The sequence below is a fragment of the Streptomyces naganishii JCM 4654 genome (assembly GCF_014650575.1).
GTDB lineage: Bacteria > Actinomycetota > Actinomycetes > Streptomycetales > Streptomycetaceae > Streptomyces > Streptomyces naganishii.
Window position 1 is genome coordinate 141,136 of record NZ_BMVF01000006.1, and the last position, 25,172, is coordinate 166,307.

26 protein-coding genes are annotated in these 25,172 nt (G+C 72.8%); 17 read left to right on the forward strand and 9 right to left on the reverse strand.

The window, feature by feature from the left end; translation table 11 throughout:
• Window position 1: 1 nt before the first annotated feature.
• Window positions 2-817 (forward strand): inositol monophosphatase family protein, encoded by an 816-nt coding sequence (locus IE217_RS12940; protein WP_190177980.1) that lies wholly within the window; start codon window positions 2-4, stop codon window positions 815-817.
• A gap of 176 nt (window positions 818-993) precedes the next feature.
• On the opposite strand, the gene IE217_RS12945 is transcribed toward IE217_RS12940, so the two are convergent.
• Window positions 994-1,167 carry a hypothetical protein gene (locus IE217_RS12945; RefSeq protein WP_019981855.1) on the reverse strand — a complete coding sequence of 58 codons (174 nt, stop codon included), beginning with the start codon at window positions 1,165-1,167 and terminating at the stop codon, window positions 994-996.
• Window positions 1,168-1,596: 429 nt separating this feature from the next.
• On the opposite strand from IE217_RS12945, the gene IE217_RS12950 reads away from it, so the two are divergent.
• The 4 genes from IE217_RS12950 to IE217_RS12965 all read left to right on the forward strand — a co-directional run bounded on the left by IE217_RS12950 (window position 1,597) and on the right by IE217_RS12965 (window position 5,173).
• A complete protein-coding gene (locus IE217_RS12950) occupies window positions 1,597-2,250 on the forward strand; it encodes a response regulator transcription factor (protein WP_028424348.1) in 654 nt (217 codons plus the stop codon).
• Between the two features lie 6 nt (window positions 2,251-2,256).
• Window positions 2,257-3,489 carry a sensor histidine kinase gene (locus tag IE217_RS12955; protein WP_190177981.1) on the forward strand — a complete coding sequence of 411 codons (1,233 nt, stop codon included), beginning with the start codon at window positions 2,257-2,259 and terminating at the stop codon, window positions 3,487-3,489.
• Window positions 3,490-3,894: 405 nt separating this feature from the next.
• On the forward strand, window positions 3,895-4,191 hold the full coding sequence (locus tag IE217_RS12960) for a DUF4193 domain-containing protein (RefSeq protein ID WP_005481602.1): 297 nt from the start codon (window positions 3,895-3,897) through the stop codon (window positions 4,189-4,191).
• 13 nt (window positions 4,192-4,204) lie between these two features.
• The gene (locus IE217_RS12965; protein WP_190177982.1) at window positions 4,205-5,173 is read left to right on the forward strand and encodes a hypothetical protein; all 969 of its coding nucleotides are present in this window, start codon (window positions 4,205-4,207) and stop codon (window positions 5,171-5,173) included.
• A 42-nt stretch (window positions 5,174-5,215) separates the two neighbouring features.
• Here IE217_RS12965 and IE217_RS12970 read toward each other — a convergent pair whose 3' ends face one another.
• Complete coding sequence (locus IE217_RS12970; RefSeq protein WP_190177983.1) at window positions 5,216-5,692, reverse strand: DUF3093 domain-containing protein; 477 nt, start codon at window positions 5,690-5,692, stop codon at window positions 5,216-5,218.
• 57 nt (window positions 5,693-5,749) lie between these two features.
• Here IE217_RS12970 and IE217_RS12975 point away from each other — a divergent pair, with 57 nt between their 5' ends.
• The 8 genes from IE217_RS12975 to IE217_RS13010 all read left to right on the forward strand — a co-directional run bounded on the left by IE217_RS12975 (window position 5,750) and on the right by IE217_RS13010 (window position 13,153).
• On the forward strand, window positions 5,750-6,334 hold the full coding sequence (locus IE217_RS12975) for a PaaI family thioesterase (RefSeq protein ID WP_190177984.1): 585 nt from the start codon (window positions 5,750-5,752) through the stop codon (window positions 6,332-6,334).
• 83 nt (window positions 6,335-6,417) lie between these two features.
• The gene (gene dut / locus IE217_RS12980) at window positions 6,418-6,954 is read left to right on the forward strand and encodes a dUTP diphosphatase (protein ID WP_190178200.1); all 537 of its coding nucleotides are present in this window, start codon (window positions 6,418-6,420) and stop codon (window positions 6,952-6,954) included.
• 1 nt (window position 6,955) lies between these two features.
• On the forward strand, window positions 6,956-7,717 hold the full coding sequence (locus IE217_RS12985) for a DUF3710 domain-containing protein (RefSeq protein ID WP_190177985.1): 762 nt from the start codon (window positions 6,956-6,958) through the stop codon (window positions 7,715-7,717).
• Between the two features lie 137 nt (window positions 7,718-7,854).
• Complete coding sequence (locus IE217_RS12990; protein ID WP_190177986.1) at window positions 7,855-8,547, forward strand: ABC transporter ATP-binding protein; 693 nt, start codon at window positions 7,855-7,857, stop codon at window positions 8,545-8,547.
• Window positions 8,548-8,689: 142 nt separating this feature from the next.
• On the forward strand, window positions 8,690-11,260 hold the full coding sequence (locus tag IE217_RS12995) for an ATP-binding protein (protein ID WP_229865248.1): 2,571 nt from the start codon (window positions 8,690-8,692) through the stop codon (window positions 11,258-11,260).
• Complete coding sequence (locus tag IE217_RS13000; protein WP_190177987.1) at window positions 11,257-11,943, forward strand: response regulator; 687 nt, start codon at window positions 11,257-11,259, stop codon at window positions 11,941-11,943. Before IE217_RS12995 ends, IE217_RS13000 begins: the two co-directional genes overlap by 4 nt.
• Window positions 11,944-11,986: 43 nt before the next feature.
• Complete coding sequence (locus tag IE217_RS13005) at window positions 11,987-12,385, forward strand: OB-fold nucleic acid binding domain-containing protein (protein ID WP_105968602.1); 399 nt, start codon at window positions 11,987-11,989, stop codon at window positions 12,383-12,385.
• A gap of 3 nt (window positions 12,386-12,388) precedes the next feature.
• A complete protein-coding gene (locus IE217_RS13010; protein ID WP_190177988.1) occupies window positions 12,389-13,153 on the forward strand; it encodes a DUF3159 domain-containing protein in 765 nt (254 codons plus the stop codon).
• Window positions 13,154-13,230: 77 nt separating this feature from the next.
• Here IE217_RS13010 and IE217_RS13015 read toward each other — a convergent pair whose 3' ends face one another.
• Complete coding sequence (locus IE217_RS13015; RefSeq protein WP_190177989.1) at window positions 13,231-13,908, reverse strand: potassium channel family protein; 678 nt, start codon at window positions 13,906-13,908, stop codon at window positions 13,231-13,233.
• The gene (locus IE217_RS13020; RefSeq protein WP_190177990.1) at window positions 13,908-14,579 is read right to left on the reverse strand and encodes a potassium channel family protein; all 672 of its coding nucleotides are present in this window, start codon (window positions 14,577-14,579) and stop codon (window positions 13,908-13,910) included. The genes IE217_RS13015 and IE217_RS13020 overlap by 1 nt, the downstream gene beginning before the upstream one ends.
• A gap of 711 nt (window positions 14,580-15,290) precedes the next feature.
• Between IE217_RS13020 and IE217_RS13025 the strand changes: the two genes are divergently transcribed.
• From IE217_RS13025 to IE217_RS13045, 4 genes are read left to right on the forward strand one after another with little or no spacing between them, the layout of a single operon-like run.
• Window positions 15,291-16,127, forward strand: a complete 837-nt coding sequence (locus tag IE217_RS13025) for an AfsR/SARP family transcriptional regulator (protein WP_229865249.1) — start codon at window positions 15,291-15,293, stop codon at window positions 16,125-16,127.
• 43 nt (window positions 16,128-16,170) lie between these two features.
• Window positions 16,171-19,326, forward strand: a complete 3,156-nt coding sequence (locus tag IE217_RS34670) for a beta-ketoacyl [acyl carrier protein] synthase domain-containing protein (RefSeq protein WP_229865250.1) — start codon at window positions 16,171-16,173, stop codon at window positions 19,324-19,326.
• Entirely contained in the window at window positions 19,323-20,498 is a 1,176-nt protein-coding gene (redW, locus tag IE217_RS13040) for an L-prolyl-[peptidyl-carrier protein] dehydrogenase (RefSeq protein ID WP_190177992.1), read from the forward strand. Before IE217_RS34670 ends, redW begins: the two co-directional genes overlap by 4 nt.
• A gap of 49 nt (window positions 20,499-20,547) precedes the next feature.
• A complete protein-coding gene (locus tag IE217_RS13045; protein ID WP_190177993.1) occupies window positions 20,548-20,895 on the forward strand; it encodes a RedY/HapK family protein in 348 nt (115 codons plus the stop codon).
• On the opposite strand, the gene IE217_RS13050 is transcribed toward IE217_RS13045, so the two are convergent.
• The 5 genes from IE217_RS13050 to IE217_RS13070 all read right to left on the reverse strand — a co-directional run bounded on the left by IE217_RS13050 (window position 20,859) and on the right by IE217_RS13070 (window position 25,137).
• On the reverse strand, window positions 20,859-21,494 hold the full coding sequence (locus IE217_RS13050; protein WP_190177994.1) for a helix-turn-helix transcriptional regulator: 636 nt from the start codon (window positions 21,492-21,494) through the stop codon (window positions 20,859-20,861). The genes IE217_RS13045 and IE217_RS13050 overlap by 37 nt on opposite strands.
• 262 nt (window positions 21,495-21,756) lie before the next feature.
• Window positions 21,757-22,947, reverse strand: a complete 1,191-nt coding sequence (locus IE217_RS13055; RefSeq protein ID WP_229865251.1) for a RedV protein — start codon at window positions 22,945-22,947, stop codon at window positions 21,757-21,759.
• Window positions 22,948-22,996: 49 nt separating this feature from the next.
• A complete protein-coding gene (locus tag IE217_RS13060) occupies window positions 22,997-23,812 on the reverse strand; it encodes a 4'-phosphopantetheinyl transferase family protein (protein WP_190177995.1) in 816 nt (271 codons plus the stop codon).
• Window positions 23,799-24,689 (reverse strand): DUF6206 family protein, encoded by an 891-nt coding sequence (locus IE217_RS13065; RefSeq protein ID WP_190177996.1) that lies wholly within the window; start codon window positions 24,687-24,689, stop codon window positions 23,799-23,801. Before IE217_RS13065 ends, IE217_RS13060 begins: the two co-directional genes overlap by 14 nt.
• Window positions 24,690-24,696: 7 nt before the next feature.
• Window positions 24,697-25,137, reverse strand: a complete 441-nt coding sequence (locus IE217_RS13070) for a DUF6041 domain-containing protein (RefSeq protein WP_190177997.1) — start codon at window positions 25,135-25,137, stop codon at window positions 24,697-24,699.
• Window positions 25,138-25,172: the final 35 nt, after the last annotated feature.

The window sequence follows — 25,172 nt, forward strand, 5'->3', positions numbered from 1 at the left end:
CGTGACCGACGCCCTGCACGCCGAACTGCTCCAGCTCGCCCTGCAGGCCGCGGCCCGCGCGGGAGACCTGCTCCGGGACGGCCGCCCCGCCGACCTGGCGGTCGCCGCGACCAAGTCGAGCCCGGTGGACGTCGTCACCGAGATGGACCTCGCCGCCGAGAAGCTGATCACCGGCCTGATCGCCGACCGCCGCCCCGACGACGGCTTCCTCGGCGAGGAGGGCGCCGCCACCGAGGGCACCAGCGGCGTCCGCTGGGTGATCGATCCCCTAGACGGCACGGTGAACTACCTCTACGGGCTGCCCACCTGGGCGGTCTCCATCGCCGCCGAGCAGGACGGCGAGACCGTCGTGGGGGTGGTGACCGCCCCCATGCGCGGCGAGACCTTCCACGCGGTCCGCGGCCGGGGCGCCTGGGCCACCGGCGCCTGGGCGGGCGAGCGCAAGCTGTCCTGCCGCTCCGCGGCCCCCCTGGACCAGGCCCTGGTCTCGACCGGCTTCGCGTACGTGGCCGAGGTCCGCACCCGCCAGGCCGAGGTCGCCCAGCGCCTCATCCCGCTGGTGCGGGACATCCGCCGCGGCGGCTCGGCCGCGATCGACCTGTGCGACGTGGCCGCCGGCCGCCTCGACGGCTACTACGAGCGCGGCCTGAACCCCTGGGACTTCGGCGCCGGCGACCTGATCGCCCGGGAGGCCGGCGCGCTGACCGGCGGCCGCCCCGGGGAGCCCGTCTCCCGCGACCTGACGATCGCGGCCACCCCAGCCGTCTTCGGCCCCCTCCAGGAGCTCCTGGGGGACTTGGGCGCCTGGACGGACTGAGGCGCGCAACAGGGGCCCGAACCGACGGCAAGGGCCCACCAGCCCCCACTGGACCCCACGCGCCGGCCGCGAGGGAGCCGCAGGGCGGACCCGCAGGCGACCGAGCAGTCGCAACGAGGCCCCGGCGCTGGATTCGCCGGGGCCCCGTTGTCGTGCAGCTGCTCGCGTACGGGCTGTCAGACGCCGGACACGCCGACCTCCACACCGTGTTCGGCGGCGAGGCGGCGCAGGTCGTCGAGTTCGGCCAGCTCCACCTCGACGAGGAAGTCGTCGCCCTCGTCACGAGCCCGGGTCAGGTCGGACTCGGTCGCCTTTATGCGCTGCAGAAGTCCTGCGGTGAATGCGTCCATGCTGCGCCCCCTCGTCCTGGGTCGTGGGCCGGTGGCACGGGGGTGTGCCTTCGGAAGGGACGATCACGTCTCCAGTAGGTGCCCAGCGCCCCCCAGCCGGGCGGCGACGGTGCCGGACACCCACGCCGCTCTGCGGAAGCGGAGCGCGGTGTACCGCATGGTGCTGCGGCACATGCAGAGCGTGATCGCGGGGTGTAAAGCCGTCCTCCCCCGGCTCCCTCCCGCGGAAACCTCGACCGCACGAAGTTTTTCGGCATTCCCCCGCTCTTCGCCCGCCCTTCCTCCTCCTGTCGGCCCCGGCCGTCGTTTCCCCGGCTTACAGCCGACTTATGGCCGAAAAGGGCAGGATGGAGGCACACACCCATGAAGACCCCTGCCCGCGTGTGCCCGAGTGGCACGCGCGGTCGGACATCAGGAAGGACAAGCGACGTGCGCGTACTCGTCGTCGAGGACGAGCAGCTGCTCGCCGATGCGGTGGCCACCGGACTGCGCCGGGAGGCCATGGCCGTCGACGTCGTGTACGACGGTGCGGCCGCCCTGGAGCGCATCGGCGTCAACGACTACGACGTGGTCGTCCTCGACCGCGACCTCCCCCTCGTGCACGGCGACGACGTCTGCCGCAAGATCGTCGAGCTGGGCATGCCCACGCGCGTGCTGATGCTCACCGCCTCCGGCGACGTCAGCGACCGTGTGGAGGGCCTGGAGATCGGCGCCGACGACTACCTGCCCAAGCCGTTCGCCTTCAGCGAGCTGACGGCGCGCGTGCGCGCGCTGGGCCGGCGCACCAGTGTCCCCCTGCCGCCCGTCCTGGAGCGCGCCGGCATCAAGCTCGACCCCAACCGCCGCGAGGTCTTCCGCGACGGCAGGGAGGTCCAGCTGGCGCCGAAGGAGTTCGCGGTCCTGGAGGTCCTCATGCGCAGCGAGGGCGCGGTGGTCTCCGCGGAGCAGCTGCTGGAGAAGGCCTGGGACGAGAACACGGACCCGTTCACCAACGTCGTGCGCGTCACGGTGATGACCCTGCGCCGCAAGCTGGGCGAGCCGCCGGTGATCGTCACCGTGCCCGGCTCGGGCTACCGGATCTGATCCGCCGTGGCTGCCACCCCCGCGCCGCCCCAGGCGCCCCCGAAGCCCACCTGGGACCCCAGGAGGCCCGACCCGCCCTTCCCGTGGCTGCGCCCGACCATCCGGATACGGCTCACGCTGCTGTACGGCGGGATGTTCCTGATCGCCGGCATCCTGCTGCTGTCGATCATCTACCTGCTCGCCGCCCACGCGCTGAACGTGGGCAGCGAGCTGCCCTTCAAGATCATCTCGGGTCAGGTCCAGAGCGACGTCTGCAACTTCCCCACGCAGACGACGGCGTCCGACCTCAACCACGCGATGAACCAGTGCGTGAACCAGCAGCGCCAGCACGCCCTGGACGACCTGCTCAGCCGCTCGCTGCTGGCCCTGCTGGGCCTCGCCGTGATCGCCTTCGCGTTCGGCTACGCGATGGCGGGCCGCGTCCTGTCCCCGCTGGGCCGGATCACCCGCACCGCGCGCGCGGTGGCCGGCTCGGACCTGTCCCGGCGGATCGAGCTGGACGGCCCGGACGACGAGCTGAAGGAGCTCGCGGACACCTTCGACGAGATGCTGGACCGCCTCCAGCGCGCGTTCACGGCCCAGCAGCGCTTCGTGGGCAACGCCTCGCACGAGCTGCGCACGCCGCTGGCCATCAACCGCACGCTGCTGGAGGTCCACCTGTCGGACCCGCAGGCGCACGTGGACTTCCAGCAGCTCGGCAGGACCCTGCTGGCCACCAACGAGCGCAGCGAGCAGCTGGTGGAGGGCCTGCTGCTGCTCGCCCGCAGCGACAACCAGATCGTCGAGCGCAAGCCGGTGGACCTCGCGGAGGTCGCCTCGCAGGCCGTCGACCAGGTGCACGCCGAGGCCGAGGCCAAGGGCGTCAAGATCCGCGGCGAGCGCAAGCCCGCCGTGGTCCAGGGCAACGGCGTGCTGCTGGAGCGGATCGCCCTGAACCTCGCGCAGAACGCGGTGCGCTACAACGTGCCAGAGGACGGCTGGGTGGAGGTCACCACGGATGTGCAGCACGGGCAGGCGGTCCTCGTCGTCACCAACACCGGGCCGGTCGTCCCGGCGTATGAGATCGACAACCTGTTCGAGCCGTTCCGGCGGCTGCGGACCGAGCGCACGGGCAGCGACAAGGGCGTGGGCCTCGGCCTGTCCATCGCGCGTTCCGTGGCGCGGGCGCACGGCGGGCACATCTCCGCCCAGCCGCGCGAGGGGGGTGGCCTGGTGATGCGAGTCACGCTGCCGATCTGAGAGCATGGCGCCCGCCAGGGAGCCGACACACGGGGATGTTCGCTTTGGGCGGAATACCTCGGGGCCTTTCCGGGGTTCCCCGTGTGTGATCGATCACATGGGCGGTTTTCCGGACATCCACGCTCTGTGATCATGAGGGTCGCCGAAAAGCCGGGAAAATCCGGGTTTTCGGGGGTCCTGATCACGGGAAGTACACGGTGAGACCGCTTTGAAGTGCGACATTCGGACCGTGTACGGTCCCGATCGCCATCCAAGCCGATCACTCTTGAGGAGTGCGGTTGGGTGTCGATTGAGTAACAGACCTTGATGTGAGGCAAAATCTCCGCCTCGGGTCGGGCACAAGTCCGGCCTCTCACGCGTTACGTGCGCTGGAGACACCGCAGACACCCAGAGGGGGAGAGCGACATGGCAACCGATTACGACACCCCACGCAAGACCGACGACGACGTCGACTCGGACAGCCTGGAAGAGCTCAAGGCCAGGCGGAACGACAAGTCGACCTCCGCCGTGGACGTCGACGAGTTCGAGGCCGCCGAAGGCCTGGAGCTGCCCGGGGCCGACCTCTCCAATGAGGAGCTGGCCGTCCGGGTACTGCCCAAGCAGCAGGACGAGTTCACTTGCATGAGCTGCTTCCTGGTGCACCACCGCAGCCAGCTGGCCCGGGAGAAGAACGGTCAGCCGATCTGCCGCGACTGCGACTGAGGGCGGGTCGGCCGTGACTGGCTCGACCCCTCCCTGGAAGCGCCGCTTCCCGCGTGGGAAAGCGGACCCGGAGCCGTCCCACGGCTCCCACGGCGCGCGTGACCCCGAGCGAGGCCGATCCCGTGCGTCCGGCACCACCGGACCGTCGGGATCGGCCTCGCTCGAACCGCTGTCCGGGCGCGGTGACTCCGCCGCCCCGGCGGCAACCCCCGCACCCGGCACCCGGCCGTCCGGCACCCGGCGGGCGGCGATCCGGGACAAGGCCGGGCAGGCGGCCCGCGACGGACTGCGCCACGGCCGGGTGCGCCTGAAGTCCGGACTGGGCTACGTCACCGACCGGATCATCGACATCGCCCCCCGTATCCCGGTGCGCGACCTCGCCGCCCTGAGGCGGCAGTTCCCGGGCCTGGACCCGGAACAGCTCGCCGACAAGCTGGTGGCCGGCGCGGCGGCCGGGACGTCCACGGTCGGGGCGGGGATCGGCGCGGCGGCCATGCTGCCGGTGCCGCCCGCGATGCCGACCGAACTGGCCGCGGAGATCACCGGCGTGGCGGCGATCGAGCTCAAGCTGATCGCCGAGCTCCACGAGGTGTACGGGGTGCGGCCCCCCGGAGGAATCAAGGCCCGCAGCACCGTGTACCTGACCTCGTGGTCGGGAGAGCGCGGGATCGACGTGACGAAGCCGTCGACCGTCGACGCGGCCCTGGGCGGCCGCATGAAGCGGCAGCTGCGCCAGCAGATCATGAAGCGGACCGTGCGGGGCCTGCCCAAAGTGATGCCGTTCCTGGTGGGCGCCGCGGTCGGCGCCACCCTGAACCGGCGCGACACCAGGAGACTCGCGGCCCGCGTCCGCGCGGACCTGCGCAAGATCCAGGTGCCCTGGGACGAACTGCCCGCGCTGCCGCCCCTGGACGCCCCCGAGGACCCCCTGCGGTTGGAGGACGTCACCGACGTCCCGCCGCGCGACGAACCCGGACGGTGAGGCGTCACTCGTACGGGCCATGAGGGGCCCGTACGACGGCCGTCACGCGGCTCCGGGCGCCGCCGCCTGCCGGGCCTCCCGCAGGGCCGCCGCCAGCCGCTCCGGGTCCCGCGTCGACAGGTACAGGTACGGCGTCGGGTCCTCCGGGTCGGTGACCTCCACGCGCAGCGCGGTCGGGATGTAGGCGCGCAGCAGCAGGAACGCGCGCGTGTCCGCCTTGTAGGTGCGCCAGGCGCGCGCCTCCTCGGCGTCCAGGATCTCCGCCGCGCCCAGCGCCGTCACCGGGACCTTCGCCTCGCCGGCCAGCAGCAGGCCGCCCACCACGCGGATGCGCACCGAGCCGTACGAGCTCGCCACCACGGCCGCGGCCGCGGTGCCGCCGACCAGGCCGCCGAGCATCGGCAGGGTGCCGAAGGGCAGCAGGATCAGGGCGAAGGAGACACCGATCAGGAAGCTGATCAGCCACCAGGAGCGGGGCGCGGTCAGACGTTCCTCGTAGGGCTGGGCGGAGAGCTGCATGAAGCTAGCTTGGCACGGTGCCCGCGATCCCCGGACGCGCGGGTAAGGTCTGCGCCTGTGAGTGGTAGTTCCGCAGCTCTTCAGCCCCCCGCCGACGCCGTGACACCCGTACGGCACCCCGACGCCCCCGCGCCCGGCGAGCTCCTCGGCGCGCACTACGGCGAGTGTTTCGGCTGCGGGGGTGAGCAGCCGCACGGCCTGCACCTCCAGGCCCGCGCCGGAGAGGGCGTCAGCATCACCGCCGAGTTCACCGTGCAGCCCGCCCACCAGGGCGCGCCCGGCCTCGCGCACGGCGGGGTCCTCGCGACCGCCCTGGACGAGACCCTTGGCTCGCTGAACTGGCTGCTGCGCACGATCGCGGTGACCGGCCGGCTGGAGACCGACTTCGTGCGGCCGGTGCCGGTCGGCACGACCCTGTACTTGGAGGCCGAGGTCACCGCGGTGGCCGGGCGGAAGATCTACTCGCGGGCCACCGGACGCGTCGGCGGCCCCGAGGGGCCGGTCGCCGTCCGTGCCGAGGCCCTGTTCATCGAGGTCCAGGTCGACCACTTCGTGAACCACGGCCGGCCGGAGGAGATCAAGGCGGCCATGAGCGACCCGGACCAGATCCGGCGCGCCCGCGCCTTCGAGGTGAACCCGTGAGCCGGAACCGCCCCGACGACTCCGCGGGCCCCGTGAGCCGGGACCGCTCCGACGACTCCGCGGGCGCCCAGAGGCGCGGGCTCCTGGACGTGCTGATCCGGCGCGTCGATCCGGACGTACCGCTTCCGGCGTACGAGCACCCCGGCGACGCGGGCGCCGATCTGCGGACCACCGTGGCCTGCGAACTCGCGCCCGGGGAACGCGCCGTGCTGCCCACGGGGGTGTCTGTGGCGCTCCCCGAGGGGTACGCGGCCTTCGTGCACCCACGTTCCGGCCTCGCCGCCCGCTGCGGTGTCGCCCTCGTGAATGCCCCGGGGACGGTTGATGCCGGGTACCGTGGGGAGATCAAGGTGATCGTGGTGAATCTCGACCCGCGCGAGTGCGTGCGGTTCGAGCGCTTCGACCGGATTGCCCAACTGGTCGTCCAGCAGGTCGAGAGGGTCCGCTTCCAGGAGGTGGCGGAGCTTCCCGGCTCGGCGCGGGCCGAGGGGGGCTTCGGGTCCACCGGTGGCCACGCCGCGGTGGACGGCGGGAGCGGCACAAGCGGTCGGGCCGCCATGAGCGGCCAGGCGGGTGGGAATCGATACGCTTCGGTCGTATCCGACCGGGAAGGACAGTGACGTGTTCGGACGTCGCAAGAAGAAGGGTGCCGCCGAGGACGCGGCCGGCGAGGCCGAGCAGGTCGTCGACAGCGTCGACACCGAGGCGGACGAAGAGGTCGGGCACGAGCGGGTGAGGCTCGAGCCCGAACCGCGGCCCGACGGCCCCTGGGACGGCTCCGAGGTGCGCGACCCGGCCGAGGGCCGCGTGGACCTCGGCGGGCTTTTCGTGCCCGGTGTGGACGGCATGGAGCTGCGGGTGGAGGTCGCGGGCGACGCGATCGTCGCGGCGACCGTCGTCCTGGGGGACAGCGCGGTCCAGCTCCAGGCCTTCGCCGCGCCCAAGCGCGAGGGCATCTGGGGCGAGGTGCGCGAGGAGATCGCCACCGGCATCACGCAGCAGGGCGGCATCGTCGACGAGGTCGAGGGGCCGCTGGGCTGGGAGCTGCGCGCCCAGGTGCCGGTGCAGCTGCCGGACGGCACGGGCGGTTTCCAGGTCGTGCGGTTCGTCGGTGTGGACGGCCCCCGCTGGTTCCTGCGGGGCGTGATCTCGGGCCAGGGCGCGGTGCAGCCGCAGGCGGCCGGGCTGCTCGAGCAGATCTTCCGGGACACGGTCGTGGTCCGCGGCGAGGGCCCGATGGCGCCCCGCGACCCGATCGTCCTGAAGCTGCCCAACGACGCCCAGATGGTGCCCGAGGGCGTCCAGCAGGACGAGGGCCAGTCCCGCTTCGCCGGCGGCATGGGCCAGCTCCAGCGTGGCCCGGAGATCACCGAGGTCCGCTGAGCGGCGGGCGATCGGCACTCGTGGCGCAGGGCCGCACCCCTCGGGGTGCGGCCCTGCGCCACGAGGAGGTTGAGGGGACCGGCACGGGTGGTGATACTGGCGCCCGGTCCACGGGGGACAGCGACGGGGGAGGGCGCATGAGCCAGGTCGTCACCGAGACGATGGTGCGGGTGGAGAACGTCCACAAGTCCTACGGGCAGGGCGCGGCCGCCGTGCACGCCCTGCGCGGGGTCTCCTTCGAGGTGCCGCGCGGCGAGCTCGTCGCCCTCAAGGGCCGCTCGGGCTCCGGCAAGACAACGCTGCTCAACATCGTCGGCGGACTGGACCAGCCGGACCGGGGCAGCGTGCACGTCGACGGCAGCGACCTCGGCGCGCTCGGCGAGGACGGGCTCCTCGCGCTGCGCCGGGACCGCGTGGGGTTCGTCTTCCAGTCCTTCGGCCTGCTGCCGATCCTCACGGCCGCGGAGAACGTCGGGGTGCCGATGCGGCTGCGCCGCGCCGACCCGCGCGAGCGGGAGGAGCGCGTCGGGCTGCTGCTCTCCCTGGTCGGCCTCGCCGACCACGCGCGGCAGCGGCCCGGAGAGCTCTCCGGTGGCCAGCAGCAGCGCGTGGCCATCGCCCGCGCGCTCGCCAACGACCCGGTGCTCCTCATCGCCGACGAGCCGACCGGCCAGCTGGACGCCGAGACCGGCCTGGCCGTGATGGAACTCCTGCGCGCCGTCGTCCACAGCCGCCGGGTCACCGCCCTGGTCGCCACCCACGACGCGGCCCTCCTGGACCTCGCCGACCGCGTCCTGGAACTGCGCGACGGTGAGGTGACCGAGCACTGACGCGCCGCCGAGCGGCACGGGTGGCGTCGCGTCAGGGTCGCGTCAAAGACGTCCCTCCGGCTTCGCAGGATCCCCTATGTCTGGATCAATGGCCGTAAGGTCGACGCGGCGCAGGCGAGTGTCACGGGAAGACAATGGGGCCATGGGACGCGGCAAGCTTCGGATCTACCTCGGTGCGGCACCGGGCGTCGGCAAGACCTGCGCCATGCTCGCCGAGGCGCACCGCCGGGTGGAGCGCGGCACCGACTGCGTCGTCGCGTTCGTGGAGCACCACGACCGCCCCCGCACCGAGGTGATGCTGCACGGCCTGGAGCAGGTGCCGCGCCGCCGCCTGGAGCACCGCGGCGGCAGCCTCACCGAGATGGACGTCGACGCCGTACTGCGCCGGGCCCCCGCCGTCGCCCTGGTGGACGACCTCGCCCACACCAACGTCCCCGGCTCCCGCAACGCCAAGCGCTGGCAGGACGTGGCGGAACTGCTCGCGGCCGGCATCGACGTCGTCTCCACGGTCAACATCCAGCACCTGGAGTCCCTCGGCGACGTCGTCGAGTCCATCACGGGCGTACGGCAGCGCGAGACCGTACCGGACGAAGTGGTGCGCCGGGCCGACCAGATCGAGCTGGTCGACATGTCCCCGGAGGCGCTGCGCCGCCGCATGGCGCACGGCAACATCTACCAGCCCGACAAGGTCGACGCGGCCCTGTCCAACTACTTCCGCCCCGGCAACCTCACCGCACTGCGCGAGCTGGCCCTGCTGTGGGTGGCCGACCGGGTCGACGAGCACCTCCAGCGGTACCGCAGCGAGCACCGGGTCTCGCGCATCTGGGGCTCCCGCGAGCGGATCGTGGTCGGACTGACCGGCGGACCCGAGGGCCGCACCCTGATACGCCGGGCCGCCCGCCTGGCCGAGAAGGGCGCCGGCGGCGAGGTGATGGCCGTCTACATCGCCCGCAGCGACGGCCTGACCGGCGCCTCCCCGAAGGAGCTGGCCGTCCAGCGCACCCTCGTCGAGGACCTCGGCGGCACCTTCCACCACGTGGTCGGCGACGACATACCCGCCGCCCTGCTGGACTTCGCGCGCGGCGTGAACGCCACCCAGATCGTGCTGGGCTCCTCGCGCCGCAAGAGCTGGCAGTACGTCTTCGGGCCCGGCGTCGGCGCCACCGTCGCCCGCGAGTCGGGCCCCGACCTCGACGTGCACATCGTCACCCACGGCGAGGTCGCCAAGGGGCGCGGACTGCCCGTGGCCCGCGGCGCGCGGCTCGGGCGGGCCAGGATCGCCTGGGGCTGGGTCGTGGCGCTGCTCGGCCCGGTGGTGCTCGCGCTGCTGCTGAACACCGTGGACCTCGGCCTGGCCAACGACATGCTGCTGTTCCTCACCCTGACGGTGGCGGCGGCGCTGCTCGGCGGTCTGCTCCCGGCGCTCGCCTCGGCGGCCGTGGGCTCCTTCCTGCTGAACTACTTCTACACACCGCCCCTGCACCGGCTCACCATCGCCGACCCCAAGAACATCGTCGCCATCGTGATCTTCGTCGGCGTCGCCGTGTCCGTGGCGTCCGTGGTCGACCTGGCCGCCCGCCGCACCCACCAGGCGGCCCGGCTGCGCGCCGAGGCGGAGATACTCTCCTTCCTCGCCGGCAGCGTCCTGCGCGGCGAGACCAGCCTCGAGGCGCTGCTGGAGCGGGTGCGCGAGACCTTCGGCATGGAGTCGGTGGCCCTGCTGGAACGGCAGAGCGACGTGGACCCGTGGACCTGCGCCGGCCGCGTCGGCACCGGCCGGCCCCTCGAACGCCCCGAGGACGCCGACGTGGACATGCCGGTCGGCGACCACATGGCGCTGGCCCTGACCGGCCGGGTGCTGCCCGCCTCCGACCGGCGCGTGCTCGCCGCCTTCGCCGCCCAGGCTGCCGTCGTACTCGACCGCCGCCGCCTCCAGGAGGAGGCCGACCGGGCCCGCGCCCTGGCCGAGGGCAACCGCATCCGCACCGCCCTGCTCGCCGCCGTCAGCCACGACCTGCGCACCCCCCTCGCCGGGATCAAGGCGGCCGTCTCCTCGCTCAGGTCCGGGGACGTCGAGTGGTCCGAACAGGACCGGGCGGAGCTGCTGGAGGGCATCGAGGAGGGCGCCGACCGGCTCGACCACCTGGTGGGCAACCTGCTCGACATGTCCCGCCTGCAGACCGGCACCGTCACCCCGCTCATCCGCGGCATCGACCTCGACGAAGTGGTGCCGATGGCGCTGGGCGGCGTGCCCGAGGACAGCGTGGACCTCGACGTGCCCGAGACCCTGCCCATGGTCGCGGTGGACGCGGGCCTGCTGGAGCGGGCCATGGCCAACATCGTGGAGAACGCCGTGAAGTACAGCCCGCCCGGAGAGCCGGTGCTGGTCTCCGCCAGCGCGATGGCCGGCCGGGTGGAGGTGCGGGTCGTCGACCGGGGGCCGGGCGTCCCGGACGAGGCCAAGGACCGTATCTTCGAACCCTTCCAGCGGCACGGCGACGCTCCGCGCGGCGCGGGCGTCGGCCTCGGCCTCGCGGTGGCGCGCGGCTTCGCCGAGGCCATGGGCGGCACGCTGAACGCCGAGGACACCCCCGGCGGCGGCCTCACCATGGTGCTGACCCTGCGCGCCGCCGGCACGCGCACCGGAACGCCGAGCCCCGGCGGTCCCGAGTGGGCCGGACGGCCCGTACATCCCGAAAGGCAGGCCTCATGACCCGGGTGCTGGTGGTCGACGACGAGCCGCAGATCGTGCGCGCCCTCGTGATCAACCTCAAGGCACGCAAGTACGAGGTCGACGCCGCGGCCGACGGCCGCACCGCCCTCGACCTCGCCGCCTCCCGCCACCCCGACGTCGTCGTCCTCGACCTGGGCCTGCCCGACATGGACGGCGTCGAGGTGATCAGGGGCCTGCGCGGCTGGACCCGGGTGCCGATCCTGGTGCTCTCGGCACGGCACTCCTCCGACGAGAAGGTGCAGGCGCTGGACGCGGGCGCCGACGACTACGTCACCAAGCCCTTCGGCATGGACGAGCTGCTGGCCCGGCTGCGCGCCGCCGTGCGCCGCCTCGAGCCCTTCGGGCCGGGGGAGGACGACGTGACGACGGTGGAGACCGAGGGGTTCACCGTCGACCTGGCCGCCAAGAAGGTCAACCGGGGCGGCAAGGACGTGCGGCTGACGCCCACCGAGTGGCACCTGCTGGAGGTGCTGGTGCGCAACACCGGGCGGCTGGTCAGCCAGAAGCAGCTGCTCCAGGAGGTGTGGGGGCCGTCGTACGGCACGGAGACGAACTACCTGCGGGTGTACATGGCGCAGCTGCGGCGGAAGCTGGAGGCGGATCCCTCGCACCCCGAGCACTTCCTCACCGAGCCCGGGATGGGCTACCGCTTCGAGAAGTGAGCGCGGTTACGGTGCTGTCGGCAGGCCCCGGTACGCTTCAGATATGAGTGCTGTTCCTCGTTCCGAAAAGCCGGTGGGCCGGTTCCGGCGCATGCTCGACCGGCTCTCCTCGTCGCAGGAGGACCTGGAGTCCGAGGAGCTGCGGGAGGACGCCGAGACCGCGGGCTGTACCCGTATCGGTGACTGCCACGACCGGCAGATCGTCACGGTTACTGGTACCTTGCGCACGGTCACCCTCCGTCCGCGTGCCGGAGTCCCGGCCCTGGAGGCGGAGCTGTTCGACGGCTCGGCCGCCCTGGACGTGGTGTGGCTCGGCAGGCGCTCCATCGTGGGGATAGAACCGGGGCGCAAGCTGATCGCATCGGGCCGGATCTCGATGAGCCGGGGCCGCCGGGTGCTGTTCAACCCCAAGTACGAACTGCGACCCCTCGGACGGGAGTAGCCCGTGACGTCACTCGACAAGCCGACCGAAGAGACGACCGCCGACGAGGCCAGGGCGGTGACGGAGGCCGCGCTTTTCGAGGCGTTCGGCGGGGTCCGGGGCATGGTCGAGACGGTGCTGCCCGGTCTCCTCTTCGTCACCATCTTCACGATCAACAAGGACCTGCACTGGTCCGCGATCGCCGCGCTGGCCGTCTCCCTGGTGCTGGTAGTGGTGCGCCTGGTCATGCGGGACACCGTCAAGCACGCCTTCAGCGGCGTCTTCGGCGTCGTCTTCGGCGTGGTCTTCGCGATGATGACCGGCAACGCCAAGGACTTTTACCTGCCCGGCATGCTCTACACGCTGGGCCTGGCGCTGGCGTACATCGTGACCACCCTCGCCGGGGTCCCGCTGATCGGCCTGATCCTCGGCCCGGTCTTCAAGGAGAACCTCTCCTGGCGCACCCGCAACCCGGGCCGCAAGAAGGCCTACGCGAAGGCCAGCTGGGCCTGGGGCCTGATCCTGCTCGCCAAGTGCGCGATCCTCTTCCCGCTGTACTGGTGGGCCGACACCACCCAGCTCGGCTGGGTCCTGGTCACCCTGAAGATCCCGCCCTTCCTGCTGGCGGTCTGGCTGACCTGGGTCTTCCTGGCGAAGGCGCCCGCGCCGATCGATGTCTTCGCGGAGATGGAGGCGGAGGAGAAGGCCGAGGAGGAGCGCCGCGCCGCCCTGGCGGCCGAGCAGGGGGAAACCCCCGCCCGCCCGGCCCCGGGCCGCCACCGCCGCTAGCGCCCGACGGCAACGCGACGGGGGCCGCCGGGATGTCCCGGCGGCCCCCGTCGCCGTACTGCCGATGGGCCGGGGCCTCAGCCCTCCCTGTCCTCGCGGCGGACCGAGAGCAGGTCCTCCAGCTGGCCCTCACGGGCCTGGGCGGCGACGAAGAGGAGCTCGTCGCCCGGCTCCAGGGAGTCCTCCTGGGACGGGGTGAGGACGCGGGTGCCGCGGATGATGGTGACCAGGGAGGTGTCCTCCGGCCACTGCACGTCCCCGACCTGCGTGCCGGCCAGCGCCGACTCCTCGGGCAGCGTCAGCTCCACCAGGTTCGCGTCGCCGTGGCTGAAGCGCAGCAGGCGGACCAGGTCGCCGACGCTCACCGCCTCCTCGACCAGGGCCGACATCAGACGCGGGGTGGACACGGCGACGTCCACGCCCCACGACTCGTTGAACAGCCACTCGTTCTTCGGGTTGTTCACCCGGGCCACGACGCGCGGAACGCCGTACTCCGTCTTCGCCAGCAGCGAGACGACGAGGTTGACCTTGTCGTCCCCGGTCGCGGCGATCACCACGTTGCAGCGCTGCAGCGCCGCCTCGTCCAGGGACGTGATCTCGCAGGCGTCGGCCAGCAGCCACTCCGCCTGCGGGACGCGCTCGACCGAGATGGCGGTCGGCGCCTTGTCCACGAGCAGGACCTCGTGGCCGTTCTCCAGCAACTCGCCCGCGATCGAGCGCCCGACCGCGCCGGCACCGGCAATGGCGACCCTCATCAGTGACCGCTCTCCTCTTCGGGGCCCTCGGCGAACGCCGCCTCGACCTTCTCCACGTCGTCCGTCCGCATCATCACGTGCACGAGGTCGCCCTCCTGCAGCACCGTCTGCGAGGACGGCAGCATCGCCTCACCGAGGCGGGTCAGGAACGCCACCCGGACGCCCGTCTCCTCCTGCAACGTGCTGATCTTGTGCCCCACCCACCGGGGCGAGGCGTGCACCTCGGCGAGCTGCACCCCGCCGGTCGGGTCGCGCCACAGCGGCTCGGCGCCCGAAGGCAGCAGCCGGCGCAGCATCTGGTCGGCGGTCCAGCGGACCGTGGCCACGGTCGGGATCCCCAGGCGCTGGTAGACCTCGGCGCGGCGCGGATCGTAGATGCGGGCCGCGACGTTCTGCACGCCGAACATCTCGCGGGCCACGCGCGCCGAGATGATGTTCGAGTTGTCGCCGCTGGAGACGGCGGCGAAGGCGCCCGCCTCCTCGATGCCCGCCTCGCGCAGGGTGTCCTGGTCGAAGCCGACGCCGGTGACCCGGCGGCCCCCGAACCCGGGGCCCAGTCGGCGGAAGGCGGTCGGGTCCTGGTCGATCACGGCGACCGTGTGCCCCTGCTGCTCCAGGGTCTGGGCGAGAGCGGAACCCACTCTCCCGCAGCCCATGATGACGATGTGCACGGCGCTACACCACACTCCCCACAGGCCTTGTGACCTGCGTACGCGTCCTGCTCATATCTCTCTCTCGGCTCGGCCGGCGGGCAACGGTCGCGGCCCGGTCGTGGGCCGCCGGAGACCATCATGCAGGTGTCTCGCCGTTCCGGACTTTCCCGGGGACCCTCCAATGCCCGTTTCCCGGCCTTCCAACGTAGCGGCTGACCCTCTCGGGCCGGGCGACCGGTCCGGTGAGGGAGCCCGGGGCGCCGTGCGGGACGTTTCGGCCACCACCGCCGCGGGCCGTGCGGACAGACGGAATCATTTACGCAAATGAGCGGCCCGCCGGCGTACGCGAAAGCGCGGGTGGGGTGGGCGGAACGTTGAGGTCCCGCTCGGTACATGGGCGGGTGGCGCGTGCCGCGTTCGGTGAGGAGTGCTGAGATCCGTTCCGCCGGGCCTCAACGCCCGCACGGCCCGGGGCGGCCGGACGCTACGCGTGTTGAGTCTTCAATCAGACCGTTCGGTGGATGACGCCTCCGGCCGTCCTTGCCAGGATGGGGCTGCCAACGACGGTGGATTCAAGACACGGACGCCGCACACGGGTCCGTCTCATGCGGCAGGTAGCGGCAGCGGCCGGCAGGGCCGGCGGTCCGCGAGCACGCAAGCAAGCCGCTGGACGGCCGGTCCGGTCGGCGGTACCGGTCCGCCGCGAACATGCGCAACTTCGGGGGAAGTGTGGAGATCAACATACTGGGGCCCGTTTCGCTGACCATGCCGCGCGAGAGCGGCGCGATCCGGGCGGCCAAGGTCCGTACGCTCGTGGCGACGCTCGCGCTCGACGCGGGCCGGGCCGTCTCGCACGCGGACCTGGTGGACGAACTGTGGGCGGCTAATCCGCCGGACAACGTCCTCAACGCACTGCAGGCGCACGCCACCCGTGCGCGCAAGGTGCTGGCGTCGCCCGGACAGGCCGGCGGCGGACAGCACGGCGGCGTCCTGCGGTCGGTGCCGGGCGGATACCTGCTGACCGTCGAGCCCGACCGGGTGGACGGCAACAGGTTCCTGCGGCTCGTCTCGCAGGGAGCCGCCGCCGTGCCCTCGGAGCCCCGGCGGGCCGTGGAACTGCTCGAGGCCGGACTCGGCCTGTGGCGCGGACCCGCCCTGATCGACGCGGGGGAGGGGCCGCGGTGCCGGGGGGCGGCGGCACTGTTCGAGGAACGCCGGCTGGCCGCCCTGGAGGACCTGCTGAGCGCCACGCTGCTGCTGGGCGGGGAGGCCCAGGCCATCGCGCGGCTTCAGCAACTGGTGGCCCAGTACCCGCTGCGTGAACGGTTCTGCGAGCTGCTCATGATCGCGCTGTACCGGGCCGGGCGGCAGGGCGACGCGCTGGAGTCCTACCAGCGGGCCCGCAAGCGGCTGGACGACGAACTCGGCATCCAGCCCGGCGTCCGGCTGCGGCGGCGGCACGCCGAGATCCTGGCGCAGGACCCCCGCCTGAAGCAGCCGGCCGCGCTCCGGCGCGCGACGCAGGACCAGGCGGACCAGGCCGACAGCGGCCTGCTCTACGCCTGACGGCCCGCAGCGGCATCCGGACACAGCAACGAGGAGTCGCCTCATGCACGCCGGCCCGGCACCGAGCCCCGCCGAACCGATCGCCATCGTGGGCATGTCCGCCCTCTACCCGCACGCACGTGGACTGACCGAACTCTGGGACCTGCTGACCACCGACGCACCGCCCCCGGCCCGGCCCGGCCGGGACACCTCGACGGGCAGTGTGTCCTTGCTGGACGACGTCGACGTCGACGTGGCCCGGTTCGGCGTTCCGCCCGCGCAGGCCCGTTCCATGGCACGGCTGCAACTGCTCATGCTGGAGGCCGCCCGGCAGTGCCTCGCGGACGCCGGCACCGGCGTCGAGGGCGGCCGGCTGCCCGACCATACCGACGTCGTCGTGGGCACCTGCCTCGGGCTCGACCGGCAGTACGCCAACGCCCTGCGCGTCGACGGCGCCCGGTACGCCCGGGATCTGGCGGTCGCGGTGGAGGAGCTGAAAAGCGTGACCGGCCTGGAGGGGCCGGGGGACGGGAGGGGCACGACGGCCGTCCTGGACGGGCCGGAGGCGGAACGTGAGCTCAACGCCGTCCTGACGCGCAGGCTCGGCGCTTCCCCGCACGACCGGGTCGGCGAGATGGCCAGTACGATCCCGGCCCGCATCGCGGCCGCGTTCAAGCTGCGCGGCCGCACCCTCGCCGTCGAGTCCGCGGACGCGACGTCGTACTGGGCCCTCGCGCACGCCGTCGACGTGCTGCGGGCCGGGCTGGCCGACGCCGTGCTGGCGGTGGTGGGTCAGCGCGCCGAGGGCCGCCTCCTGCCCCGGGCGCTGGCCGCGAAGGGGCTCCTGGCCGAGGAGACCCGGCTCGACGCCGGGGACGCGGGCGGCTCCGCGCCGGCCGAGGGGCTCGGCGCGCTGCTGCTCAAGCGCGAGTCGACCGCCCGACGGGACGGCGACCGGATCTACGCCGCCGTCCTCGACTGCGTGCTGGGGCACGACGCCCGGCCAGGCCCCTTCCGCTACCCCACCGCGGCCGCACACCGCCGGCAGGCCGCGCAGGCGGCCCACCGCGCCACGGGCGTGCCCACGGCGTCGGTCGGGTACGTGGAGTGCGCCGGATACGGGGTCGCCGCGGAGAGCCGGGCCGAACACGAGGCCCTGGCCGCACTGCACGCCGGAGCGCCGGAAGGCACCGTGGCGCTGGGCAGCGCCCGGGACCGGCTGGGGCACACCTTCGCCAACGCCGGACTCGCCAGCATCACGAAGGCGGCCCTGGCGCTCCACCACCGCGTCCTCCCCCCGCTGAGGACCGGGCACGGCGCGGCGCGGCTGCCCGTGCCGCAGGCCCCGTTCCGCCACCCGGCCGCCCCCGAGCGCTGGAACCCGTCATCCGACGGCGCCCCCCGTCACGCGGCGGTCGCCGCCGCCTCCCTGACCGGCACGGTCGCCTACGTCCTCCTCCGGGAGGGGACCGCGGGGGAGGCCCGGGACCGGCGGCCGTCTTCCGGCGGCGAGGCGGATTCCTCCGGCCCCGGAGCCGCGTCCGGAGCCGCGCGCACCGCCGTCGGCGGGCCGGGCGGAGGGCCGGGTGGCGGACCGGGTGGCGGGACCCATGGAGGGACGGGCGCCGGCCGGGCGGCGGCCGGGGGTGATCCTGTCCCCGGGTGCTCCGGGGGGCCCGTGCGCATTGCCGTCCAAGCCGGGCCGGGCTCCGATGTCGTCCCCGGCACCGGCCCGGGTTCCGGCACCGGTCCTGACGTCGCCCCCGGCACTGGCCCGGGTTTCGGGACCGGCTTCGGGACCGGTGTCCGGCCCGGTCCCGAGCCGATCGCCGTCGTCGGTTTCGGCGGCCGTTTCGCGGGGGCTGACGACGCGGACGGCTTCTGGCGGGTCATGCTGTCGGGACGGGACCGGATCGGGCCGCTGCCGAGGGAGTTGTTCGACCGGGAGGTGTACCACTCGCCGGGTGCCATGCGGCTGGGGCGCAGCTACACCGATCTGGGGGCACCGGTGGCCGTTCCGGCACAGGCGCCCGAGGGGCTGCGCGTCGCACCCGACCGGTTCGCCGGCATGGACCCGGCGCAGCGGCTCGGACTGACCGTGGCCGCCGAGGTGTTCGCCCGGTACGGGCGTGTGCCGAGCGCGCTGGAGGGCACCGGAGTCGTCGCCGTGGGCAGCAACCTCGGCCTCTCCCTGGAGAGGCGGTTGCACACCGGTCTCTGTCTCGACGACCTGGAGGCCGACGTACGCGGGCTCGGCGCGCTCGGCGGGCTGCCGCCGGACGCGCTGCGCGCTCTGCTCAAACTGGTGCGGGAGCGCTTCGGGGAGCCCGGGTCCGTGGACGTACCGACCGCGCTCGACGGCTGCCTCGCCAGTGGCACCGCCGCCCTGCTGGCCAACGAGCACGGCCTGGACGCCGTACCGGTGGCGGTCGAGGCCGCCTGCGCGTCCTCCCTGGCCGCCCTGGACGTCGCCGTCAACCGGCTGCGGTCCGGCAGCGCCGACTACGCGATCGCCGGCGGGGTCGAACTGCCGTGCAACCCACGTGACCTGGTGCTGTGCGCCTCGCTCGGTCTGCTCTCGCACGAGCGGATCACCCCCTTCGACGCGGCCGCCGACGGCTTCACGCCGGGCGACGGATGCGCCCTGTTCCTGCTCAAGCGGCTCACGGACGCCCGCCGGGCGGGCGACCGGGTGTTCGGGGTGGTACGGGCGGTCGGCGCGGCCAACGACGCCAGGTCCCTGATCGCCCCGGACGTGGAGGGCCAGGCCAGGGCCGTACGGCAGGCCTTCGACCAGGTGGACTTCGACCCGGCCGAGGTGGACTACCTGGAGGCCCACGGCACCGGCACCCGGCTGGGCGACCGGGTCGAGATCGCCGCGGCCGCCGAGGTGTACGGCACCGGCCGGCGCGGCGCGCCCCTGCACATCGGGACCGCGAAGTCCTTCCTGGGCCACACCTTCGCCGCCGCGGGCGCCGCCGGGCTGCTGCGGGCGCTGCAAGCCGTGCGGCACGCGACCCTGCCGCCCAGCGTCAACCTCACCACCCTCAGCCCCGACCTGGCGCCGGTCCTGGACGCGATACCGGCCCGGGTGGCCACCGAGGCCGCGCCGTGGCCCGCGCGGCGGGGCGGCCCGCGCCGCGCCGGTGTCAGCTCGTTCGGCACCGGCGGCATCAACTACCACCTCCTGATCGAGGAAGACACGGACGGAACGCGATGAACTTCGACTTCGACGCCGAGACCGAGGACATGCGCGACATGGTCGTGCGGTTCGCCCGTCGCGAACTGGACCCACCGCGGGACTTCGCCTCCCTCGACGACGACGGCGCCGACTTCCGGCGGCGTTGGCGGCTCGCGGGCAAGCAGGGCCTGGTCGGCACCACCGTGCCGGACGAACACGGTGGCAGCGGGCTCGACGCGGTGGCCGCGGCCGCCGCCATGGAGGCGCTGGGCTACGGCTGTTCCGACACGGGCTTCGCCTTCTCCGTCGCGGCGCATCTGTTCGCCGGCGTCATGCCGGTCGTCGAGTTCGGCACCGAGGCGCAGAAGAAGGAGTGGCTGCCCGCCCTCGCCTCCGGCGAGGCGATCGCGGCGCACGCCGTCACCGAACCGGAGGCGGGCTCGGACGCCCTGCGGCTGCGTACCCGCGCGCGGCGGCAGGGCGACACCTACGTGCTCAACGGCACCAAGTGCTTCACCACCAACGCGCCCGTGGCCGACCTGTTCGTGGTCCAGGCGGCCACCGCGCCCGAGGGCGGCTTCTTCGGCCTGACGACGTTCCTGGTGCGGGCCGGCACCCCGGGGCTGACCGTGGGGCGCCCCTACGACAAGGTGGGGCTGCGCGGTTCACCGACGGCCGACGTCCACCTGGAGGACTGCGTGGTGCCGGCGGAGTCGGTGCTGGGCACGGAGGGCTCCGGAGCGGGCGTCTTCTCCGCGTCGATGAAGTGGGAACGTACCTGCCTGTTCGCCGCCTATCTCGGGGCGATGCGCCGGGTGCTGGAGTCCACGGTCGAACACGCCCGACAGCGTGAGCAGTTCGGCACCCCCATCGGCGGCTTCCAGGCGGTCAGCCACCGCATCGTCGACATGCTGGGGCGCTACGAGGCGGCCCGCCTGTTGCTCTACCGGGCGGCGCAGGCCCTGGCGGACGGCACTGCGGACGAGATCGGCCCGGCCCTGGCCAAGGTCGCGGTGAGTGAGGCGGCCGTCCAACTCGGCCTGGACGCGGTGCAGTTGCGGGGCGCACTGGGCGTACTGGACGGAGAGGCCGAGCTGCTGCTGCGGGACGCGCTGCCCGCGCGGATCTTCTCCGGCACCAACGAGATCCAGAAGAACAACGTCGCGCGGGCACTGGGTCTGGGAGCCCGGCGCCCGCGCCGCCGCCGTTGAGACCGTCGAGACCGCTGAGACCCACGACCGGACCGGGAGCACAGGTTCCATGGACATCATCACGCACCGCATCCGCCTGCACGACGGGGTCGACCCCGCGCGCTTCGAATCCTGGGTGCAGAACGTCGACTACGCGACCTGCCCGCTGCTGCCCAGCGTGCGGGCGTTCAGCGTGCAGCGGGTGGCCGCGGCGACGGCGGAAGCGCAGGCGCCCTTCCACTACTTCGAGGTGATCACGGTCAGCGGTCTGGACGACTTCGCCGAGGACATGAAGTCCGAGGCCTTCCAGGCGCTGGTCACGGACTTCGAGTCGATGGCCTCGGTCGTCGAGGAGGTGTGCGGCAGCCGCATCGGACCCGGCTACCGGGCGTCCGTCCGCATGAGCCCCGACTCGTAGGCGATGGCGACCGCCTGGGCGCGCGTCGACGCGCCCAGCTTGCGCAGCACGTGGTGGACATGGGACCTGACGGTGGTGCTCGACACCGACAGCCGCTTGGCGATTGTGGCGTTCGACTCGCCCCTGGAGAGGAGCCGCATCACCTCCGTTTCCCGGGGCGTCAGTCCGTACGGGATGCGGTTCGGCGTCTCTTCCCGCCGGAATTGCTCCAGGCCTTTTCGCGCCTCTTCCGGGACGATCATGACATTGACTTCGGTGACGGTTCGGACGACGTGCACCAATTCCTCGACCGATATCTCCGCCGACAACACCGCGCGCACCCCGAGGTGAAGCGCTTCGAACGCGCGGTGGGTGTTCTCCGGCTTGGCCAGCAGGACGACCCTGCTCAGCCGCGCGAGTTGGGTCAGCTCGACCGAGTCGTCCATGGTCAGCAGCGGGGCGACGACGATGAGCACATCCGGCCCCATCTCCGCGGCGGCGTTGACGGCGCTGCGTACGGTCGTCTCCACCTGGACTTTCAGGCTGTGCTGCTCCAGCAGTGCCCGTATTCCCTCACCCATGATGAGGCGGTCGCAGCACACCAGGGTGCGGGTCGTCATGCCTGGGCGCTCCGGTGGGGAAGGCGGGGTGCCGTTTTGCGGTCGGTACTCCAGGGCTGCTCTGTGGTGAAGAATCGGTCAACTTCTCGTGAGAATCCCCCGATTGGCCTCATGTCCTCAAGCTAGCACGGGTGTGCGGTCTTTCGGGACGTCGTTCGTGGCGAAAACTTGACCCATCGGGATTCCCCCGCGGTGCGACCCCGTTCTCATGCTTGCTGCAACTTGAATATTCCCGCTTCAACTACTGCCTGGTAATTGGGATTCACACCGTCTCGTACAGGGCCTCGGTGATCCGCCGGTGCGAACGCGGGGCGGCCGGTCCGGCCGGCACGCCGAGCCTGGCGACGAAGAAGGTCCGCCCCGGCAGCCCGAGCCGGCGGCGCAGCAGCTCCCTCAGATCGTCGTGCTGGATGACGACGCTGATCGGATGCAGCGACAGACCGAGCCGCGTCGCCCGCCACCAGTAGTCGGCCAGGCGCGCCCCGCCCCGCAGCAGGGCGCCGCGTCCCGGCTCGGCCCCGGGCAGGCCCATGGTCACCACCGCGGGACTGTGCCGCACCAGGTCCGCCAGACCGGCGGCCAGCAGCCGGTGGTATCCGACCGGGCCGAGGACGGCCATGGCCGCCGGTGCCAGCGCACCGCGCATCACCAGCCGGCGGGGTCCCGACAGCGGGCCGAAGAGCTGGTCCAGGGTGAAGCCGTCGCCCCGCTCCGCGGCGGCCCCGGCGCTGAAGCGCACGTACGAGTGCGTCTCCCGCCAGGCTCGACGATGGGCGAAGTCGCGCCCGGCCCAACGGGCCACGAAGGAGGCGAAGTCACGCAGCTCCTCCGGCCGGGTCAGGTGACGGACGGTCACCGCCGGCTCGTCCGCCTCGTACGGGCCCGTAGGCGGGTCCTCCTCCAGGTCCCGCAGCAGTTCCGCGGCGAGCGGCTCGGGCCGGTAGGGGCCCCGGTGGGTGCGCCGGGCGAGGCCCGTCGCGTGGAGCTCGGCCGGCCGTTCGCCGGACGGCGGCCCGGGGCGCAGGGCCGCCACGCACAGCGGGGTCCAGAACTCCCGTGCTTTCGGGCGGAGTTCGTCTCCCTCACCGTCCTGAAGGACGCGTACGGCCGAGGCGGTCCAGCCCCCGGCGGCCAGGCCGCGCAGCAGAAGACGCCAGTACACGCCACAGCTGAGCTCCATCTCGACGGCGTGCGCGGGCAGCGCCACCAGCTGGTGCCGGCGGTCCAGGCCCAGCACCAGGTACTCGGGCGCGTCCTGCCCCACCAGCGCCGCGGCCGCGCGCCGGGCCCCGGGCGTCACCACCCGGGTGAGCGCCCACGGCTGGCAGTTGTGCGAGGAGGGGCTCAGCACGGCCGTCAGCGCCGCCTCGCCGAGCACCTCCGGGAAACTGTGCGCGCGGGCCGGCGGCCCGCCGTCCGGTGCCGGCGTTCCGGCTGCCTCGGGGATCGTCACGTCGGTCGCTCCTGCGGTGTCGGGCGGACAGGGGATCGGCGGGCAGGCGTCACGTCCATACGAGGGCCAGGAAGTGGCCCTGCAGCCGGCGGGCCCAGCCCGCGGGCGGTCGGGTGTCCGCCGCGGGGGCGTGACGCAGCAGTCCGCCACCGGGCCGCCAGGTGAAGCCGCCGTCGGGGCGCCAGCCGGTCAGCGCCACCTCGCGGGCGTCGACGCGCAGCCCGAAGCCGTAGTGTTTGAGCACCGCCTCCTTGCACGCCCAGCGCAGCGCGAGCGGCATGGCCCGCAGGCGGCGGGCGTCCGGCGACACCGCGGCCGGGTCGTGGTCCGCGGCGAGCAGTTGCGCCAGAAGCGGCGGGATACGGCGGTCGTACTCGAGGTCGACGCCGATCGCGTGCGGGCCGCACACGGCGACGGCGAAGTCACCCGCGTGGGACAGCCCCACCTCCAGCGGCGCGTCCACCACCGGTTTGCCCGCCTGGATGCCGCGGGTCACCGTGCGGACGCCGACCTCGGGCGGCTCCAGCGCGATGCCCCGGTAACGGCGCTGGTGGGCGGCGACGGCGTGCTTGAGCGCCAGTCGCCCGGCCAGCCAGTCGTAACGCCGCCGGGGTGCGGGCAGCGACCGGGCGTACGCGTCCTCGGAGGCGGTGAAATGACGGCCCGTCATGCCGTCGAGCTGGGCGGGCGTCAAGGCGCGCAGCCGGCGGATGGACACCACGGCGAGGGTGAGCCGCTCGGCCGGCGGCGCGAGATGGGTGACGTACAGCGGCCGCGACGGGTCGAACAGCACCCGGTCACCGATGCCGTCGGCGGCGGGGAGCGGGAGGCGTGGCGCCGCCGGCGCCGCCTCAGCGGGCGACATCGGGCGGCAGCAGGAACGGGTACGGGCGGCGCAGCACCTTGCGGTGGACGAAGCGGTCCGCCTTGCGCAACCGCTGGATGAGCTCCCACATCCGGGCGTCGTCGCGGTAGTACGCCCTCACCTCCTCGGCGGTGAACGGCTTGTCCAGCCGGGTGTTGGCCTGCTCGATGAAGCGGGGGACCAGGTGGCCCAGGCGCTCCTTGTGCAGGTTGCCGAGGAAGTCCAGTACGACGCCGCGCGGTTCGTAGAACTTGTCGAAGATCGACTTGGTCATGGACACCCTGACCACGTCCCGCAGCAGCCAGGGCAGCGAGGTGAAGAACAGCGGCACGTCCAGGAGTTCGCGGTCCCGCTCGTCGCGTATGAGCGGTGTGGTCACGTCGACGTAGACGAGCTCGCCGCCGGTGTCGATCCAGTTGGCGGCCTGCCCGTCCAGGCCGAGACGCGGCATCATGGCGCCCTCGATCCGGTCCAGGAGCCGCTCGAAGAACCCCTCGCGCCAGTCGTCGCCGGCAGTGTGCAGCAGGCGGGAGCACAGCCGCTCCGCCGGGAGCGCCTGCTGCACGCAGTACGCCACGACCTTGCCGGAGGGCAGCGCGCGGTGCCATGGCACGGTCTCGGCGACCTTCATGCCGCCCTTCTCCAGGCGGGTGATGTAGTCGTCGACCAGCCGCTGGTGCCGCTCGAACCGCTCGCGGGTGGGAAAGACGGGCAGACGCTTGCAGGCGAACGAGCCGTGCGCGGTGTCGAGCCGCAGGACGAGCGTCACCTCGCCGTAGCCGAGCACGGTGAGTGCGCGGTCGTCGGCCGTGCGCAGGGCTTCGGTGACCGCGTCCTCGAGGGCCTCGAGTTCGCGGACGGGGATGGCGAAGGGCATGGGAGTGTCACCCGGCTTCGTAGCTCGGACCCGCCGGCGCGGCGGGGGCACGGCCGCCGGACGAGTGGTACCGGTAGATGAGGAAGATGGCGGCGGCGAAGAACGCGGCGTCCAGACCCAGGATCTGGGGCACGCTGCCGACGAGGATCAGCACGAACATCACGAGCATCAGCAACTGGCCGTAGAGCGCGGCGATCACGAGCGGCCGGCGGTTCCACAGCATGGCGACCCCGGCGGACACCATGGCCAGGGCGACGAACCACATCACGCCCGTGGGGTGGCGGTCCAGCCAGTCGGTGAAGCCGGACATCACGGTGCCGTGGTTGGCCTTCGCCGCGTCGTCGAGGCGCTTTTTCACCGACTCCAGCTGCGGGAAGAACTTCCCGATGCCCGCCAGGATGTACAGGGCGCCGACGATGCGCTGCAAGAGGAGAGTGCGTCCGGTCACGTGACAGCTTCTTCCGGTGAGATGACGGCAGTTGG

What these genes read in the sequence shown, in the direction of transcription:
- IE217_RS12945 (WP_019981855.1), bottom strand. Translation starts at nt 1,167, where the DNA reads ATGGACGCATTCACCGCAGGACTTCTGCAGCGCATAAAGGCGACCGAG.
- IE217_RS12960 (WP_005481602.1), top strand. Translation starts at nt 3,895, where the DNA reads ATGGCAACCGATTACGACACCCCACGCAAGACCGACGACGACGTCGAC.
- IE217_RS12970 (WP_190177983.1), bottom strand. Translation starts at nt 5,692, where the DNA reads ATGCAGCTCTCCGCCCAGCCCTACGAGGAACGTCTGACCGCGCCCCGC.
- IE217_RS12990 (WP_190177986.1), top strand. Translation starts at nt 7,855, where the DNA reads ATGAGCCAGGTCGTCACCGAGACGATGGTGCGGGTGGAGAACGTCCAC.
- IE217_RS12995 (WP_229865248.1), top strand. Translation starts at nt 8,690, where the DNA reads ATGGGACGCGGCAAGCTTCGGATCTACCTCGGTGCGGCACCGGGCGTC.
- IE217_RS13000 (WP_190177987.1), top strand. Translation starts at nt 11,257, where the DNA reads ATGACCCGGGTGCTGGTGGTCGACGACGAGCCGCAGATCGTGCGCGCC.
- IE217_RS13005 (WP_105968602.1), top strand. Translation starts at nt 11,987, where the DNA reads ATGAGTGCTGTTCCTCGTTCCGAAAAGCCGGTGGGCCGGTTCCGGCGC.
- IE217_RS13015 (WP_190177989.1), bottom strand. Translation starts at nt 13,908, where the DNA reads ATGAGGGTCGCCATTGCCGGTGCCGGCGCGGTCGGGCGCTCGATCGCG.
- IE217_RS34670 (WP_229865250.1), top strand. Translation starts at nt 16,171, where the DNA reads ATGCACGCCGGCCCGGCACCGAGCCCCGCCGAACCGATCGCCATCGTG.
- redW (WP_190177992.1), top strand. Translation starts at nt 19,323, where the DNA reads ATGAACTTCGACTTCGACGCCGAGACCGAGGACATGCGCGACATGGTC.
- IE217_RS13045 (WP_190177993.1), top strand. Translation starts at nt 20,548, where the DNA reads ATGGACATCATCACGCACCGCATCCGCCTGCACGACGGGGTCGACCCC.
- IE217_RS13050 (WP_190177994.1), bottom strand. Translation starts at nt 21,494, where the DNA reads ATGACGACCCGCACCCTGGTGTGCTGCGACCGCCTCATCATGGGTGAG.
- IE217_RS13060 (WP_190177995.1), bottom strand. Translation starts at nt 23,812, where the DNA reads ATGTCGCCCGCTGAGGCGGCGCCGGCGGCGCCACGCCTCCCGCTCCCC.
- IE217_RS13065 (WP_190177996.1), bottom strand. Translation starts at nt 24,689, where the DNA reads ATGCCCTTCGCCATCCCCGTCCGCGAACTCGAGGCCCTCGAGGACGCG.